General features: G+C 60.6%; 15 protein-coding genes. 2 read left to right on the top strand and 13 right to left on the bottom strand.

Annotated features, from left to right (window positions below):
- Positions 1-147 precede the first annotated feature (147 nt).
- The gene (nadE, locus tag REH34_RS21330) at positions 148-975 is read left to right on the top strand and encodes an ammonia-dependent NAD(+) synthetase (protein WP_226503247.1); all 828 of its coding nucleotides are present in this window, start codon (positions 148-150) and stop codon (positions 973-975) included.
- Positions 976-1,088: 113 nt separating this feature from the next.
- Here the strand turns inward: nadE and pdxJ are convergent, their stop codons facing one another.
- The 11 genes from pdxJ to rpoE all read right to left on the bottom strand — a co-directional run bounded on the left by pdxJ (position 1,089) and on the right by rpoE (position 11,613).
- On the bottom strand, positions 1,089-1,829 hold the full coding sequence (gene pdxJ, locus REH34_RS21325) for a pyridoxine 5'-phosphate synthase (protein WP_311969086.1): 741 nt from the start codon (positions 1,827-1,829) through the stop codon (positions 1,089-1,091).
- A gap of 186 nt (positions 1,830-2,015) precedes the next feature.
- Positions 2,016-2,702 (bottom strand): DNA repair protein RecO, encoded by a 687-nt coding sequence (gene recO, locus REH34_RS21320; protein ID WP_311969085.1) that lies wholly within the window; start codon positions 2,700-2,702, stop codon positions 2,016-2,018.
- Between the two features lie 143 nt (positions 2,703-2,845).
- Complete coding sequence (gene era, locus REH34_RS21315; RefSeq protein WP_226503244.1) at positions 2,846-3,751, bottom strand: GTPase Era; 906 nt, start codon at positions 3,749-3,751, stop codon at positions 2,846-2,848.
- Positions 3,744-4,433: a ribonuclease III gene (gene rnc / locus REH34_RS21310; RefSeq protein WP_226503243.1), complete on the bottom strand. Its 690-nt coding sequence runs from the start codon at positions 4,431-4,433 to the stop codon at positions 3,744-3,746. The genes era and rnc overlap by 8 nt, the downstream gene beginning before the upstream one ends.
- Positions 4,430-4,801, bottom strand: a complete 372-nt coding sequence (locus REH34_RS21305; RefSeq protein ID WP_311969084.1) for a DUF4845 domain-containing protein — start codon at positions 4,799-4,801, stop codon at positions 4,430-4,432. Before REH34_RS21305 ends, rnc begins: the two co-directional genes overlap by 4 nt.
- 68 nt (positions 4,802-4,869) lie before the next feature.
- A complete protein-coding gene (lepB, locus tag REH34_RS21300; protein ID WP_226503241.1) occupies positions 4,870-5,724 on the bottom strand; it encodes a signal peptidase I in 855 nt (284 codons plus the stop codon).
- A 9-nt stretch (positions 5,725-5,733) separates the two neighbouring features.
- Positions 5,734-7,530, bottom strand: a complete 1,797-nt coding sequence (gene lepA / locus REH34_RS21295; RefSeq protein WP_226503240.1) for a translation elongation factor 4 — start codon at positions 7,528-7,530, stop codon at positions 5,734-5,736.
- A 174-nt stretch (positions 7,531-7,704) separates the two neighbouring features.
- On the bottom strand, positions 7,705-9,132 hold the full coding sequence (locus tag REH34_RS21290; protein WP_311969083.1) for a DegQ family serine endoprotease: 1,428 nt from the start codon (positions 9,130-9,132) through the stop codon (positions 7,705-7,707).
- 307 nt (positions 9,133-9,439) lie between these two features.
- Positions 9,440-10,396 carry a MucB/RseB C-terminal domain-containing protein gene (locus REH34_RS21285; protein WP_311969082.1) on the bottom strand — a complete coding sequence of 319 codons (957 nt, stop codon included), beginning with the start codon at positions 10,394-10,396 and terminating at the stop codon, positions 9,440-9,442.
- A gap of 8 nt (positions 10,397-10,404) precedes the next feature.
- Positions 10,405-11,001 (bottom strand): RseA family anti-sigma factor, encoded by a 597-nt coding sequence (locus REH34_RS21280; RefSeq protein WP_226503238.1) that lies wholly within the window; start codon positions 10,999-11,001, stop codon positions 10,405-10,407.
- A 30-nt stretch (positions 11,002-11,031) separates the two neighbouring features.
- Positions 11,032-11,613, bottom strand: a complete 582-nt coding sequence (gene rpoE / locus REH34_RS21275; protein ID WP_040070299.1) for an RNA polymerase sigma factor RpoE — start codon at positions 11,611-11,613, stop codon at positions 11,032-11,034.
- Positions 11,614-12,084: 471 nt separating this feature from the next.
- On the opposite strand from rpoE, the gene nadB reads away from it, so the two are divergent.
- Positions 12,085-13,698, top strand: coding sequence for an L-aspartate oxidase (gene nadB / locus REH34_RS21270; protein WP_226503237.1), 1,614 nt, complete (start codon positions 12,085-12,087; stop codon positions 13,696-13,698).
- Positions 13,699-13,781: 83 nt separating this feature from the next.
- Here the strand turns inward: nadB and REH34_RS21265 are convergent, their stop codons facing one another.
- Together REH34_RS21265 and REH34_RS21260 are read right to left on the bottom strand one after the other, a co-directional pair.
- Positions 13,782-14,258, bottom strand: coding sequence for a protein YgfX (locus tag REH34_RS21265; protein ID WP_311969081.1), 477 nt, complete (start codon positions 14,256-14,258; stop codon positions 13,782-13,784).
- On the bottom strand, positions 14,242-14,496 hold the full coding sequence (locus tag REH34_RS21260) for a succinate dehydrogenase assembly factor 2 (protein WP_226503235.1): 255 nt from the start codon (positions 14,494-14,496) through the stop codon (positions 14,242-14,244). Before REH34_RS21260 ends, REH34_RS21265 begins: the two co-directional genes overlap by 17 nt.
- Between the last annotated feature and the right edge of the window lie 127 nt (positions 14,497-14,623).

The following is a 14,623-nucleotide window of genomic DNA, read 5'->3' as shown; positions in this document are numbered from 1 at the left end:
GCATTTTACCTGATAACACTTCCTATTCGCGATGAAGAAAGGTACATGAAGTCGCAGTGCCGGACGCTCTACAACCGGGCTATCGCTGTTAAAGTAAGCGCATTCATGCCCCTGCCAATTTGCCCAGATACCTTCAAGGAGACCGACATGAGCAATCGTCAAAGCGAAATTGCCCAAGCCCTGGACGTAGTGCCGCCGTTCGCCGACGACGCCGCGATCGAGGCGCAGATCGCGCGACGCAAGCAGTTCATCAAGCAGACGCTGCGCAACGCCAAGCTCAAAGTGCTGGTGCTGGGCATCAGCGGCGGCGTCGACTCGCTCACCGCCGGGCGACTGGCACAACTGTCGGTCGAGGAGCTGCGCGCCGAGACTGGCGACGAGGGCTATCGTTTCATCGCCGTGCGCCTGCCCTATAACAAGCAGCACGACGAAGAAGACGCCAGCGCGTCGATGACCTTCATCCGCGCCGATGTCGAGGACACTGTCAACATTGCCGGCGCTGTGCTCGGGCTATCGGAGCAGGTCACCCATCTGCATGGGCTGAGCGATGCTCGTCGCGATTTCGTGGTCGGCAACGCCAAGGCGCGCATCCGCATGGTGGCGCAGTACACCATCGCCAACGCCAACAACGGCCTGGTGATCGGTACTGACCACGCCGCTGAAGCGGTGATGGGCTTTTTCACCAAGTTCGGTGATGGCGCGTGCGACCTGGCGCCTTTGAGCGGGCTGGTGAAGAACCAGGTACGTAGCATCGCGCGTTACCTGGGGGCGCCGGATAATCTGGTGCAAAAGGTGCCGACCGCCGATCTCGAAGAGCTGCGCCCCGGCAAGCCGGATGAAGAGTCACATGGCGTGACCTACGCGCAGATCGATGCATTTTTGCATGGGCAGCCGGTGAGCGAAGAGGCCTACAACATCATCGTGCGCACTTATGACCAGACTCAGCACAAGCGGGATTTGCCGTTCGTGCCGTGATTTTTTGGAGTCAGTAAGGCCCCCCTTGCCCCCACAGGTCAGTATAACGGTGGGAGCAAGGGGGCGCGTGCGGCGGCGAAGGGCCGGGCAAAGCGCCGTAGAATTCTGCTTACTTAACGCGCCGCCGCGACGATCAACGCTTTCATCTCGGCTACCGCTGCCTTGAACCCCACGAACAGCGCATGCGCCACCAGCGCGTGGCCGATGTTCAATTCGTTGATGCCCTTGATCGCTGCGATCGCTTCGGCGTTGTGGTAATGCAGGCCGTGGCCGGCGTTGACGATCAGGCCCTGGGTCAGGCCAAAGGCCACACCATCCGCCACACGCTTGAGTTCGAGGGCGACCTCGGTCGGCGTCGTCGCATCGGCGTAACGGCCGGTGTGCAACTCGATGGCCGGTGCGCCGATCCGCTGCGATGCGGCGATCTGTTGCTCGTCGGCATCGATGAACAGCGATACTTCACAGCCCACCGAGCTCAAACGCTCGACCGCCGCTTTGATCCGCGCTTCCTGGCCAGCGACGTCCAGGCCGCCTTCGGTGGTCAGTTCCTGGCGGGTTTCCGGCACCAGGCACACATGGGCCGGGCGTAGGCGCTCAGCGAAGGCGAGCATCTCTTCGGTGACGCCCATCTCGAAGTTCATGCGCGTTTGCAGCACGTCCTTGAGCAACAACACGTCGCGGTCCTGGATATGCCGACGGTCTTCGCGCAGATGCACGGTGATGCCATCGGCGCCCGCCTCTTCCGCGTCCAGCGCCGCCTTGACCGGGTCTGGATAGCGCGTGCCTCGTGCCTGACGCAGGGTGGCCACGTGATCGATGTTCACGCCAAGAAGGATTCGGTTACTGGTGGTCACGGGCTGGCTCCTGAATGGTGAAGGGGTACAAGGATACGTGGTGGCGCGGTGAGGGGAAACAGTTGCCGGGTGTCAGGGAGGGCCTCTTCGCGGGCAAGCTTTGCTCCCACAGCACACAGCCCCAGCGGCGTACAACCGTGGGAGCAAGGCTTGCCCGCGAAGAGGCCCGCGTTAACGACCCCAGCCTCAAGACTTACGAAACAGTTCGCGACTGACTAGCGGGCGACCGCCCAGGTGCACCGCCAGCGCCTGGCGCATCAGCCGCTTGGCCGCCAGCAACGCGCCTGGGGCCGACCAGTCGGCTTCGGCCATGGCCAGCAAGTCGGTACCGTTGAACAGGCCAGGCTGCACCAACCATACGCGCTCCAGGCCCGCATCGGTCAGCAGCCGATACAGGCCATCTGCCTCCACGGCATCGCCATTGATGTCGGTGTCCAGCGCGAAGCCATAGCCCAGATCGTCCAGCAGCCGCCATTCGAACGAGCGCAGCAAGGGCTCCAGCGGCCGGCCGGCGCCCAGCGCCTGCAGGGTCGCGGCATAGTGATCGAAAACGCCAGGGTGTGGATCCTCGGCGGGCAACAGGCGAATCAACAACTCGTTGAGGTACAACCCGCTGAACAACGCATCGCCCACCAGCCAACTGGGCACGCCGGCGGCTTCCATGCGGCCGACGTTCTTCAACTCGCTGCGGCCGCGAAACTCGGCTTCCAGCGGCACGAACGGCCGCGCCAGGGTGCCCGCCTTGCCACGGGCGCTGCGCAATACCGCACGCAGACGCCCTTGCGGGGTGAGGAAGTCGACCAGTGCGCTGTTTTCGCGATAGGCCCGGCTGTGGAGGACATAGGCCGGTTGTGCGTCGGGAGGGTTGGACATGAGCGGTTACCTTAACAGGCAACAGGGGCATGTCACACATGCCCCCTGTAGGAGCGAGCTCTGCTCGCGAAGAAGTTGATGCGGTGTCCCTGCTGGCCTCTTCGCGACCAGAGCTTGCTCCCACAGGGGAATAAGCGCGGCCGTCAAACCTGGTCGTTATAGCCCAGCGAACGCAAGGCGCGCTCGTCATCGGACCACCCGCCCTTGACCTTCACCCACAGGTTGAGCATGACCTTGGAGTCGAACAGCAGCTCCATGTCGCGGCGCGCTTCAGTGCCGATGCGCTTGATACGCTCGCCCTTGTCGCCAATGATGATCTTCTTCTGGCCATCGCGCTCAACCAGAATCAGCGCATGGATATGCAAGGTCTTGCCTTGCTGCTTGAACTCTTCGATCTCGACCGTGATCTGGTACGGCAGCTCGGCACCCAGCTGGCGCATGATCTTTTCACGCACCAGCTCGGCAGCCAGGAAGCGGCTGCTGCGATCGGTGATCTGGTCTTCCGGGAAGAAGTGCTCGTTCTCCGGCAGGTGCTCGGCAATCACCCGTTCCAGCGCTTCGAGGTTGTGACCATGCTGGGCGGAAATCGGCATGATCTGCGCATTCGGCAGTTGCTCTTGCAGCCAGGTCAGGTGCGGCATCAGCTCGGCCTTGTCCTCGATGCGGTCGGTCTTGTTCAGCGCCACGATCACCGGGCCCTGCACGTACTGAACACGCTCGAGCACCATTTGGTCCTCGTCGGTCCAACGGGTGCGGTCAACCACGAAAATCACCACGTCAACGTCCTTGAGGGCGGCCGAGGCGGTCTTGTTCATGTAGCGATTGAGGGCTTTCTCGTTGGCCTTGTGCATGCCGGGGGTGTCGACGTAGATCGCCTGCACGGCGCCTTCGGTCTTGATACCCAGCATGTTGTGGCGCGTGGTCTGCGGCTTGCGCGAGGTGATCGCCAGCTTCTGACCAAGGATATGGTTGAGCAGCGTGGACTTGCCCACGTTGGGGCGACCGACGATGGCCACATAGCCACAGCGGTTGGAAGTTGTATCAGTCATTACCATTCTCCACGCCCAGGGCGATCAATGCGGCGGCGGCTGCCACCTGCTCGGCGATGCGCCGGCTGACGCCCTGCCCACGGCTCTTTTCATTCAACAACAGGACTTCGCATTCAACGAAGAACAAGCGGCAATGGGGGTCACCCTGGATGTCCACCACCTCGTAGCGCGGCAGTTCGCAACCACGGGACTGGAGGAATTCCTGCAGGCGGGTCTTCGGGTCCTTGTTGGTGTCGACCAACGTCAGGCCCTCGAACTCGCCGGTCAACCAGGCCAGCACGCGCTCTCGCGCCGCATCCATGCCGGCATCGAGGTAGATGGCACCAATCAACGCTTCGAGGGCGTCGGCCAGGATCGACTCGCGACGAAAGCCACCGCTCTTGAGCTCACCTGAACCCAGGCGCAGGTACTCGCCCAGCCCGAAGCCGCGGGCCAGCAAAGCCAGGGTTTCGCCCTTGACCAGGCGCGCGCGCAAGCGTGACAACTGGCCTTCACGGGCCTGCGGGAAGCGATCGAACAAGGCTTCGCCAGCGACGAAGTTGAGAATGGCGTCGCCCAGGAACTCCAGGCGTTCGTTGTTGCGCCCCGCAAAACTGCGGTGCGTCAGGGCCAGGACCATCAAGTCCTGGTCTTTGAAGGTGTAGCCGAGCTGACGCTCGAGACGACTCAATGAAACGCTCACGGTTTACCCACGTTGAATTCGTGGTTGAACTTCACCACGATATCGAGATTACCGATCAGTGGATCACGCTGTTCATACTGCAGGTGGCCCTTGAAGCCCTCTGCCGACTCACGCACGGTTAATGCCTTGTCCAAATCCACATCCCGGATACTGTTGATGCTCATGTCCTTCTGCACACGAGCAAATAATTCTTCTTTGCTGAGTATCGACTTGTCGGCCATGGCCGTTTCGATACTCTTTTTCACCGACCAGTAATCGGTGTAGTGCGGCACGACCTTGAGCGCGACGCTGACCACAAACGCAACAATCGCCAGGGTCAGCAACCAGCCGGCGAACGATAGACCTTGCTGCGAACGAACTGCTGTCATGGCGAAAACTCGTTAAAGGTCATCCCGTAAAAAACATTCGGCGCTGTCCAGGACAGCGCCGCGCTCGATCACTTGATCAGGCCGACTCGGGAGAGGCTCGGCCAATGGCTGAGTTTAGGCTCTGGCCAGCTCATCCACACGGCAAATGCCTTGCCGACGATATTCTTGTCGGGGACCATGCCCAGTTCGTCCTTGGGAATGTTGGGGTCATCCCAGTAACGGCTGTCGTTGGAGTTGTCACGGTTGTCGCCCATCATGAAGTAGTGCCCTTCCGGCACCGTCCACTGGCTTTCCGGTGGCATGTTGTAGCGGGTCATTTGCTGACGGATCAAATGTTCAGCCTCGCCCAACTGCTCGCGGTACAACTGCGCTGTGCCCATCGAACCCGGCTCATCGCCCACCAACTGCTCGGACACCAACTGATCGTTGATGTACAGCTGCTTCTCTTTGGTATAGCGGATCTTGTCGCCTGGCACACCTACGACGCGCTTGATGTAGTTCACATCAGGGTCGCTCGGGTAGCGGAACACCATGACGTCGCCACGCTGCGGATCGCCGACCGGGATGACCTTCTCGTCGATCACCGGCAGGCGAATGCCGTAGGAGAATTTGTTGACGAGGATGAAATCGCCCACTTGCAGGGTCGGGATCATCGACCCCGACGGAATCTGGAAGGGCTCGACCAGAAACGAGCGCAGCACCAGGACGATGAACAACACAGGAAAGAACGACTTGCCGTATTCGATCAGCAAGGGTTCTTTGTCGAGTTGCTCGACCACCGCGATATCAGGCTCGCCGACGCTGGCCTGATAATTGGCAATCGCCGAACGCCGACGCGGCGCCAGGAAGATCAGATCGAGCAACCCCAGCACACCGCAAACTGCTACAGCAATGACCAACAACAGCGGGAAATTTAGAGACATAGGACCTGACTATTCCAACCTGAGCACGGCGAGGAAGGCTTCTTGTGGAATCTCCACGTTACCGACCTGCTTCATGCGTTTTTTACCAGCCTTCTGCTTCTCGAGCAGTTTGCGTTTACGGCTGACGTCGCCGCCGTAACATTTGGCCAGTACGTTCTTTCTGAGTGCCTTGACAGTTTGTCGGGCAACAATCTGACCACCGATGGCGGCCTGAATTGCCACGTCGAACATCTGCCGCGGAATCAGTTCTTTCATCTTCTCGGTCAACGCGCGGCCTTTGTAGTGCGCGTTGTCCCTGTGCACGATCAACGCCAACGCATCTACCTTGTCACCATTGATCAGTACATCCAGCTTGACCAGATTGGCCGACTGGTAGCGATCGAAGTGATAGTCGAGCGAAGCATAACCGCGACTGGTGGATTTCAATCGATCAAAGAAGTCCAGCACCACTTCGTTCATCGGCAGGTCATAGCGCACTTGCACCTGGCTGCCGAGGAATTGCATGTCTCGCTGAACGCCGCGCTTTTCAATGCACAGGGTAATGACGTTGCCCAGGTGCTCTTGAGGCACAAGGATAGTCGCAGAGACGATAGGCTCGCGGAAGTCTTCGACAGATGAAATATCCGGCAGCTTCGACGGGTTATCCACGTAAATGGTTTCACCGGTCTTGAGCACGACTTCAAAAATCACGCTTGGCGCGGTGGTGATCAGGTCCAGGTCGTACTCGCGCTCGAGGCGCTCCTGGATGATTTCCATGTGCAGCATGCCAAGGAAGCCGCAACGGAAACCGAAGCCCAGGGCATCGGAGCTTTCTGGCGAGTACTGCAGCGACGAGTCGTTGAGCGTGAGCTTTTGCAGGGCATCGCGGAAGTCTTCGAAGTCATCCGAACTGACCGGGAACAGGCCCGCGTAGACCTGCGGCTGAATGCGCTTGAAGCCCGGGAGCACGTCGACGTCCGGGGTGCTGCTCAGGGTCAGCGTGTCGCCGACCGGAGCACCGTGGATGTCCTTGATGCTGCCGATGATGAAGCCCACTTCGCCGGCCTTGAGGTCAGCGGTGGCGGTGTGCTTGGGGGTGAATACGCCGACGCTGTCGACCAGGTGCACCTTGCCGGTGGACTTGACCAGAATCTTGTCGCCCTTCTTGACGCGGCCCTGGCGCACACGCACCAGCGAGACCACGCCCAGATAGTTGTCGAACCAGGAATCGATGATCAACGCTTGCAGTGGCGCTTCTATATCACCGGTCGGCGCAGGGATGGTCTGCACCAGACGCTCCAGCACTTCGAGCACGCCCATGCCGCTCTTGGCGCTGCAGGCCACGGCATCGGTGGCGTCGATGCCGATGATTTTTTCGATCTCGTCCTTGACGCGATCCGGATCGGCCTGGGGCAGGTCCATCTTGTTGAGCACCGGCATGACTTCCAGGCCCTGCTCGATAGCGGTGTAGCAGTTGGCGACCGACTGCGCCTCGACACCCTGGCCGGCATCGACCACCAGCAACGCGCCTTCACAGGCCGCCAGCGAGCGGCTGACTTCGTAGGTGAAGTCGACGTGGCCGGGAGTATCGATGAAGTTCAGCTGGTAGGTCTTGCCATCCTGGGCCGTGTAATACAGCGTGACACTGTGGGCCTTGATGGTGATACCGCGCTCACGCTCCAGGTCCATGGAATCCAGTACCTGGGCTTCCATTTCGCGATCGGCAAGACCACCGCACATCTGAATGAACCGATCGGCGAGTGTCGACTTGCCATGGTCAATGTGGGCGATGATGGAGAAATTGCGGATATGACTCAAATCACTCACGGATCAACACTCGAATAAGGCTGCGGGCCGGACGCCCAACGAAAAATAGCCGGGAATTGTACCTGATTTACACGGGCGTGTGCGCATAAGCGTCGCCCAGTTCCCACAGGGATAGCAGCCATAAAAAAGGGCGACCCGTGGGCCGCCCTTTTTATGTTGCCACCGGTTAGCCGATCATTCGGCCAGCTTGAAGGTGATGAAGCTCGCACGGCCGTCGCGCAACACGCGCATCGACACTGAACGATTCTTCGGCAACGCCTTGGCGATGTCGCTGAACTGCTTGGCCGAGGTCAGCGGCTGATTGTTCAGGTGAGTGATGACGTCGCCTGGCTGCAGGCCGATCATGGCTGCCGGGCCGTCCTGCACATCCTTGACCAAGATGCCGTTCGGCAATTGCAGTTCTTTTTTCTGATCGGCGGTCAGGTCGCCGACGGTCAGCCCCAGGCGATTGCTGTCGGTATCTGCCGAGCCCTGAGCATTGCCATTCATGTCCGGATCGTCGGTCGGCATGGCGCCCACTGTCACGTCGACGGTGCGGTGCTTGCCCTCGCGAACCACGTCAAGGCTGGCCTTGGCGCCCGCCTTGAGACCACCCACGAGATGCGGCAGGTCAGCCGACATGTCGATTGGCTGGCCATTCATGCTCAGGATCACGTCACCCACTTGCAGGCCGGCCTTGGCCGCCGGGCCATCGGGCATGATCTGCGCCACCAGCGCACCGGCAGGTTTGTCCAGACCGAAGGATTCGGCGAGGTCCTTGTTGACCTCCTGGATCACCACGCCCAGCCAGCCGCGATTGACCTTGCCGTCTTTTTTCAGCTGATTGGAAACGTCCAGCGCCACATCGATCGGGATCGCGAACGACAGGCCCATGAAGCCGCCGGAACGGGTGAAGATCTGCGAGTTGATGCCAACCACTTCACCGGCCATGTTGAACAGCGGGCCGCCGGAGTTGCCAGGGTTGATCGCCACGTCGGTCTGGATGAACGGCACATAGGCGTCGTTCGGCAGGGTCCGGCCCTTGGCGCTGACGATACCTTTGGTGACCGAATGGTCGAAGCCGAACGGCGAGCCGATCGCCAGCACCCATTCACCTACCTTGAGCTTGTCGGAATCCCCGAGTTTGACTGTCGGCAGATTCTTGCCGTCGATTTTCAGCAATGCCACGTCACTGCGCGGATCGGTACCCACCAGCTTGGCCTTCAGCTCGCTGCGATCGGACAAGCGCACGATGATCGAATCGGCATCGGCGATCACGTGATTGTTGGTCAGCACGTAACCGTCGGGAGAAATGATGAAGCCCGAGCCCAGTGACTGAGCTTCACGCTGGCGATCGCCGCGCGGCGACTTCTGACCCTTGGGCATGTTGCGCTCGAAGAAATCGCGGAACATCGGCGGCAGGCTGTCGAGGTCCGGCATATCGGCACTGGCAGTCTTGCTGTCGAGTTTTTGCGTGGTACTGATGTTCACCACTGCCGGCGAGGCCTGCTCGACCAAGGTGGTGAAGTCCGGCAACGCCTCGGCCTGCACGGCTGCAATCTGGCCAAGCATCAGCACCGCAGCGCAGATGGAAAGGTAGGATTTGAAACGTGGTATCGACATACGGCTCCCGTTTACAACGAGCGAAATTAAGCAACGTTGTTTAGCAACATGTTCAGCACTGGCCACCCTCATGGAGCAGCCGCTGCGCACAGCCATCACGACTGCACGCGCGCTCTTGGCGAAGATCGCGCGACCTGAACAACGGCGGCGCCATCAACGTCCTGCAGAGCTGAGCTATAAGAAAATTCAGATGCTTTTGCAACCGAAGACACTGAATTTTCATCTTGCCAGCGCAAGCATGAAAACTCTGTCAAAGCCTGCGCGAGAGCCTCGCCGGACGCTGAAACACCGCGCCGGCAAGGGTCGATCACTGCTTGGCCTGGGGGTCGAGAGGACGCATCGACAGGGCGATGCGCTCGGCAGTGCCAATCGGGATTTCACCCACCACCGTGACCATGACGTCACCCTTGGGCGTACTCAAGCGCCGCGACACAGCGGCAGTCGGGCCCAATTGGGTGCGCGCGTCCGTAGCCTTGGCACCATTGAGCGGCTCCAGGAAGACCGAGAAACGCGCCAGGCCATCGTCATACATCAAGCTGCTGACGGTCGACTTGCTGTCAGGATCCTTGCGCACCGCGCTATTGGCCAGCTCGAAACCGGGGGGAAGCCAGTCGGAATGCCAATTGATCGGCCCAGACGGGTCCTTGACCGCCGCCACCTGCGCCACCGGATTGCAGTTCTTGCTGGCGCTCAGGTCAGTATCGCTCGGGCTCGTCGGATCGAATCGAGTGAACTGGAAGCGCTCGAGCAACTGCCCCTTGTCGTTGAGCAACAACGACTTGAGGAGCAAGCCGGTCTCGCTGTCCAGATGCAGTTCGAAACCATAGCGGTATTGATCCTTGGGCGTCATGGTCACGATGGTGGCTTTACGACCCGCCACGCGCGATTCCCCGGCGACCGAGAGGTCGTACCAGGACATGAGCTTCAAGGGATCGAGAGGTCTGGGAGATGTAGCCGGGGCGACACTCACGCCCGGCACCAGGGCACCGCTGACGCACTGCGTCTGGCCGTTCACACGCGTGACTTCCTGGGCAGAGCCATCGAGCTGCAGCAGACGCTCGCTGACCTTGCTGCCTTGGGCACGATGCCAGATGTCATGAGTGGAAAAACTGCCACTGCGTTCGTAAACGAAAGTACCCTGATAACTCTGCTGCTGCTCGGCCTGCGCCAGGCGATTAAGCCATTGTGAAGCGTCGCTGGCCGCAAAGGCCGGGACGCTTAGACACCCACCGAGCAATAACGTGACTAGGGTTGAACCGCGCATGAAGCTCCTTAACGGTTTTCCAGGCTAGCAGCGCGAGCGTAAGGCAGCGCGGTGTCAGTACCCTTTACGGCAGCTTCCTGAGCATGCTGGCGCAGGTAGCCTGGCAGCTTCTGGTCTTGCCAGCCGGCCTGGTTCTGCAGAACGCCGTTGGCCATTGGCCCGGTGCTCGGCTGCTCAGCGCCCTCAGTGTAGTTAGCCAATACTGCTGGGCCTTGCGCTTGCGGCACCGAAGGACCCGACTGTACAGACTGCTGTTGTGCGAGCTGTGCGCCAGTGACTTCGTCGTGGTTGTACAGGCGCACGCCTGCCAGCACGGCGACGGTAACGGAGGCGGCGACCGCCAGGCGACCCAGGCTACGCCAGGCACGCGGCTTGGACTTGGCCGGCACCGCCTCGTCAGCCAGAGCAGCCGACACAGCCGCTGCCAGATCCAGTTTCGGATTGAGCAGGTCTTTGTGCATGACTGCACGGGCAACTTGGTAGCGAGACCAGGTGGCACGTGTTTCGGCATCGTCAAGGGCAGTCAATACCCGACGTAATTCCAGTTCGTCCGCTTCGTTATCCATCACTGCGGACAGCGATTCCTGCAGGGCTTCACGACTCATGGCGTTCCTCTCTTGGCTATCGCCGCTGTCTCAGGATTCCTGCAACAACGGCTGCAGGGCTTTATCGATGGCTTCCCGAGCTCGGAATATCCGAGAGCGAACGGTACCCACCGGACACTGCATGACACTCGCAATGTCTTCATAACTCAGACCGTCGAATTCACGTAAAGTTAGCGCCGTACGTAAATCTTCTGGCAATTGCTGGATGGTCCGATGGACAGTGCCCTCGATTTCATCCCGCAGCAGAGCGCGCTCCGGAGACTCAAGATCCTTGAGACCGTGATCACCGTCGTAGAACTCTGCGTCTTCAGAACTCACATCGCTATCTGGCGGCCGGCGTCCGCGGGACACCAGATAGTTTTTCGCCGTGTTGATGGCGATACGGTACAGCCACGTGTAAAACGCGCTATCACCGCGAAAGTTGCCAAGAGCCCGGTACGCCTTGATGAACGCTTCCTGCGCGACGTCCTGAGCCTCATGAGTGTCGTGCACGAAGCGCACGATCAAACCGAGAATCTTGTGCTGGTACTTGAGTACTAACAGATCGAAAGCTCGCCGGTCTCCGCGCTGTACGCGTTCGACCAGTTGCTGATCCTCTTCCTGGGTTAGCATGCACACTCCTCAGTGAACGTTAAGGAGCATCGCAAAAGGCATCGTTCAGGCTTGCAAACATAGACTCGGGCTTTTCGCAAAAGTTCTCCCCTCCAAGCAAGTTTTCCCGCAGCCAGTCCGGGCGCTGCACGAAAAACGCAGCACGGACCGGGCCGGCTGCGCCAATAATCTTGTCGTTGAAACCCGAAGTGCTTCGCAAGCGCAAGTGCACAGCCGATTCGACGCTGTACCTTTTATAGGTAACCCCTTATGGATTCAACGCCCATACAGAAAGTTCCCTCTGAATTTTCAAGCTTTCGTGCGATGCAGCCCGCTATTGTGCCGCTACGCCTGTCTATATACTAGGGAACCTTTTCCCCTGCCGACCCGGCCGTCGCCCGGGAACCGGCCGCGGCAAGCCCGCGACCGCGGTGAAGCTTGATTCTTGGCGGTCTGTCCCGCCTTCGTCAGTCGTCTCGTGGAATCATAATAATGACTCAGCAGTTCCAACATGATGTTCTGGTAATCGGCAGCGGCGCGGCAGGTTTGAGCCTGGCGCTGAACCTGCCGAGCGATGTGCGTGTGGCGGTCCTGAGCAAGGGTGACCTGCATAATGGTTCGACGTTCTGGGCCCAAGGGGGCGTCGCGGCGGTGCTTGACGACACCGACACCGTGCAGTCCCACGTCGAGGACACCCTCAATGCCGGCGGCGGCCTGTGCCACGAAGACGCGGTGCGCTTTACCGTCGAACACAGTCGCGAAGCCATCGAATGGCTGATCGCGCAAGGCGTGCCATTTACCCGCGACGACAGCAGCGAACCCGACGACGGCCATTTCGAATATCACCTGACCCGCGAAGGCGGTCACAGCCACCGCCGCATTATCCATGCCGCCGACGCCACGGGCGCGGCGATCTTCACCGCTTTGCTCGAACAAGCACGGCAACGACCGAACATCGAATTGCTGGAGCAGCGCGTCGCCGTTGATCTGATCACCGAACGACGCCTGGGCCTGAGCGGTGATCGCTGCCTGGGCGCCTACGTGCTTGATCGTCGCAGCGGCGAGGTCGATACCTTCGGCGCGCGCTTCACCATTGTCGCCACCGGCGGCGCGGCCAAGGTCTACCTCTATACCAGCAACCCTGACGGCGCATGCGGCGATGGTATCGCCATGGCCTGGCGTGCCGGCTGCCGAGTCGCCAACCTGGAGTTCAACCAGTTCCACCCGACCTGCCTGTATCACCCGCAGGCCAAGAGCTTTTTGGTCACTGAGGCGCTGCGCGGCGAAGGCGCCATCCTCAAGCTGCCGAACGGCGATCGTTTCATGCAGCGCTTCGACCCGCGTGGCGAGCTGGCCCCGCGCGACATCGTGGCCCGCGCCATCGACCACGAGATGAAGCGCCTGGGCGTGGATTGCGTGTACCTGGACATCAGCCACAAACCGGCCGATTTCGTCAAAGCGCACTTCCCCACGGTATACGAGCGCTGCCTGACGTTCGGCATCGACATCACCCGTCAGCCCATTCCAGTGGTCCCCGCCGCGCATTACACCTGCGGTGGCGTGATGGTCGATCGCCAAGGCCGCACCGATGTGCCAGGCCTATATGCCATCGGCGAAACCAGCTTCACCGGCCTGCACGGGGCCAACCGCATGGCCAGCAACTCGCTGCTGGAATGCTTCGTGTACGGCCGTTCGGCCGCCGCCGATATCGTCGAGCAGCTGTCCAGTACACCGATGCCCGAACAGTTGCCGGGCTGGGACGCCAGCCAGGTCACCGATTCGGATGAGGACGTGATCATCGCCCACAACTGGGACGAGCTGCGGCGCTTCATGTGGGACTACGTCGGGATCGTACGTACCACCAAGCGGCTGCAACGCGCACAGCATCGGGTACGCTTGCTGCTGGACGAAATCGACGAGTTCTACAGCAACTATAAAGTCAGCCGCGACCTGATCGAGCTGCGTAACCTGGCGCAAGTGGCTGAACTGATGATTCGCTCAGCCATGGCGCGCAAGGAGTCACGCGGGCTGCATTACACGCTGGATTATCCGCTGATGCTGGATGAGGCAGTGGATACGGTGCTGGACCCGAATACAGCGGTGTAGCCTTCGCGGGCAAGCCATGGCTGCGCAGGTGCACCACTCAGGAACGGCTGTTGTGGGAGCAAAGCTTGCTCGCGATGAGGCCATCAGCGGCGCCGCACATCAGCCTGCCTCACCACTGCCGCCCAGCGCCGTCGGCTGAATTTCAGCCGTACCCGCAAGCGGCGGTGCTGATCGGCAGGCAAGGCGTCGGCTGGAACGCAGACACTGCGACTGAACCATTGCCCCGGTCGGCGATAACGGATGATCACCAACCCCGGCAATGCCACGCTGTCGTGGCGCAACTGCACCGGCTGCCACCCTGCCCTCGCCGTCCACAGCTGCCAGCCATCGCGATTGCGCCGCAGACCGGTCACAGCCAAGGGATGACCGAGCAAAACGTGGCGCGGCGTGACCCAGACGACATGGGCCAGACACATCCCCAACAAAGCCAGTTTGATAGCACCCGGCACTGCGAGCATCAGGCAGGCAATCAGTGCCAGCAGATGGCCCACAAGGCACACCACCAGCAAACGCCTCGACGCCCGCCAGCGACACTCGAACCGATCACTTGGGCTGGACACGGTCCAGAATCATGCGAACCATGCGCTGCAATTCGGGATCTTCGGACTCGGCGCGCTCCATGAACCAGCCGAACATGTCCTGATCCTCGCACTCCAGCAGCTTGCGGTAGCACTCGCGATCGACATCACCCAGATGCGGGTAGACCTCCCGGACAAACGGCACCAGCAGCACATCCAACTCGAGCATGCCGCGGCGGCTATGCCAGTAGAGCCGGTTGAGTTCAATATCTTCGACCATGGAGCTCTCCTCAAATAGGCGGCCAGTATACAGAGCGGACGATGCCGGGGCATCCGCGACCATCGGCGAAGTGTTTGCGGGTATATCGCCCCGCTACGCACTGCGGTCTCGGTCACGACGACCATGG

The organism is Pseudomonas baltica, from assembly GCF_031880315.1.
Taxonomy (GTDB): Bacteria; Pseudomonadota; Gammaproteobacteria; order Pseudomonadales; family Pseudomonadaceae; genus Aquipseudomonas.
The sequence above is the reverse complement of the archived record's forward strand: the minus strand, read 5'-3'. Positions and strand labels throughout refer to the sequence as shown.

Coding starts and splice junctions, on each gene's coding strand:
- REH34_RS21285 (WP_311969082.1), bottom strand. CDS start 10,396: ATGCGCGGTTCAACCCTAGTCACGTTATTGCTCGGTGGGTGTCTAAGC.
- era (WP_226503244.1), bottom strand. CDS start 3,751: ATGACTGATACAACTTCCAACCGCTGTGGCTATGTGGCCATCGTCGGT.
- rpoE (WP_040070299.1), bottom strand. CDS start 11,613: ATGCTAACCCAGGAAGAGGATCAGCAACTGGTCGAACGCGTACAGCGC.
- nadE (WP_226503247.1), top strand. CDS start 148: ATGAGCAATCGTCAAAGCGAAATTGCCCAAGCCCTGGACGTAGTGCCG.
- recO (WP_311969085.1), bottom strand. CDS start 2,702: ATGTCCAACCCTCCCGACGCACAACCGGCCTATGTCCTCCACAGCCGG.
- nadB (WP_226503237.1), top strand. CDS start 12,085: ATGACTCAGCAGTTCCAACATGATGTTCTGGTAATCGGCAGCGGCGCG.
- REH34_RS21305 (WP_311969084.1), bottom strand. CDS start 4,801: ATGACAGCAGTTCGTTCGCAGCAAGGTCTATCGTTCGCCGGCTGGTTG.
- REH34_RS21280 (WP_226503238.1), bottom strand. CDS start 11,001: ATGAGTCGTGAAGCCCTGCAGGAATCGCTGTCCGCAGTGATGGATAAC.
- REH34_RS21290 (WP_311969083.1), bottom strand. CDS start 9,132: ATGTCGATACCACGTTTCAAATCCTACCTTTCCATCTGCGCTGCGGTG.
- REH34_RS21260 (WP_226503235.1), bottom strand. CDS start 14,496: ATGGTCGAAGATATTGAACTCAACCGGCTCTACTGGCATAGCCGCCGC.
- lepB (WP_226503241.1), bottom strand. CDS start 5,724: ATGTCTCTAAATTTCCCGCTGTTGTTGGTCATTGCTGTAGCAGTTTGC.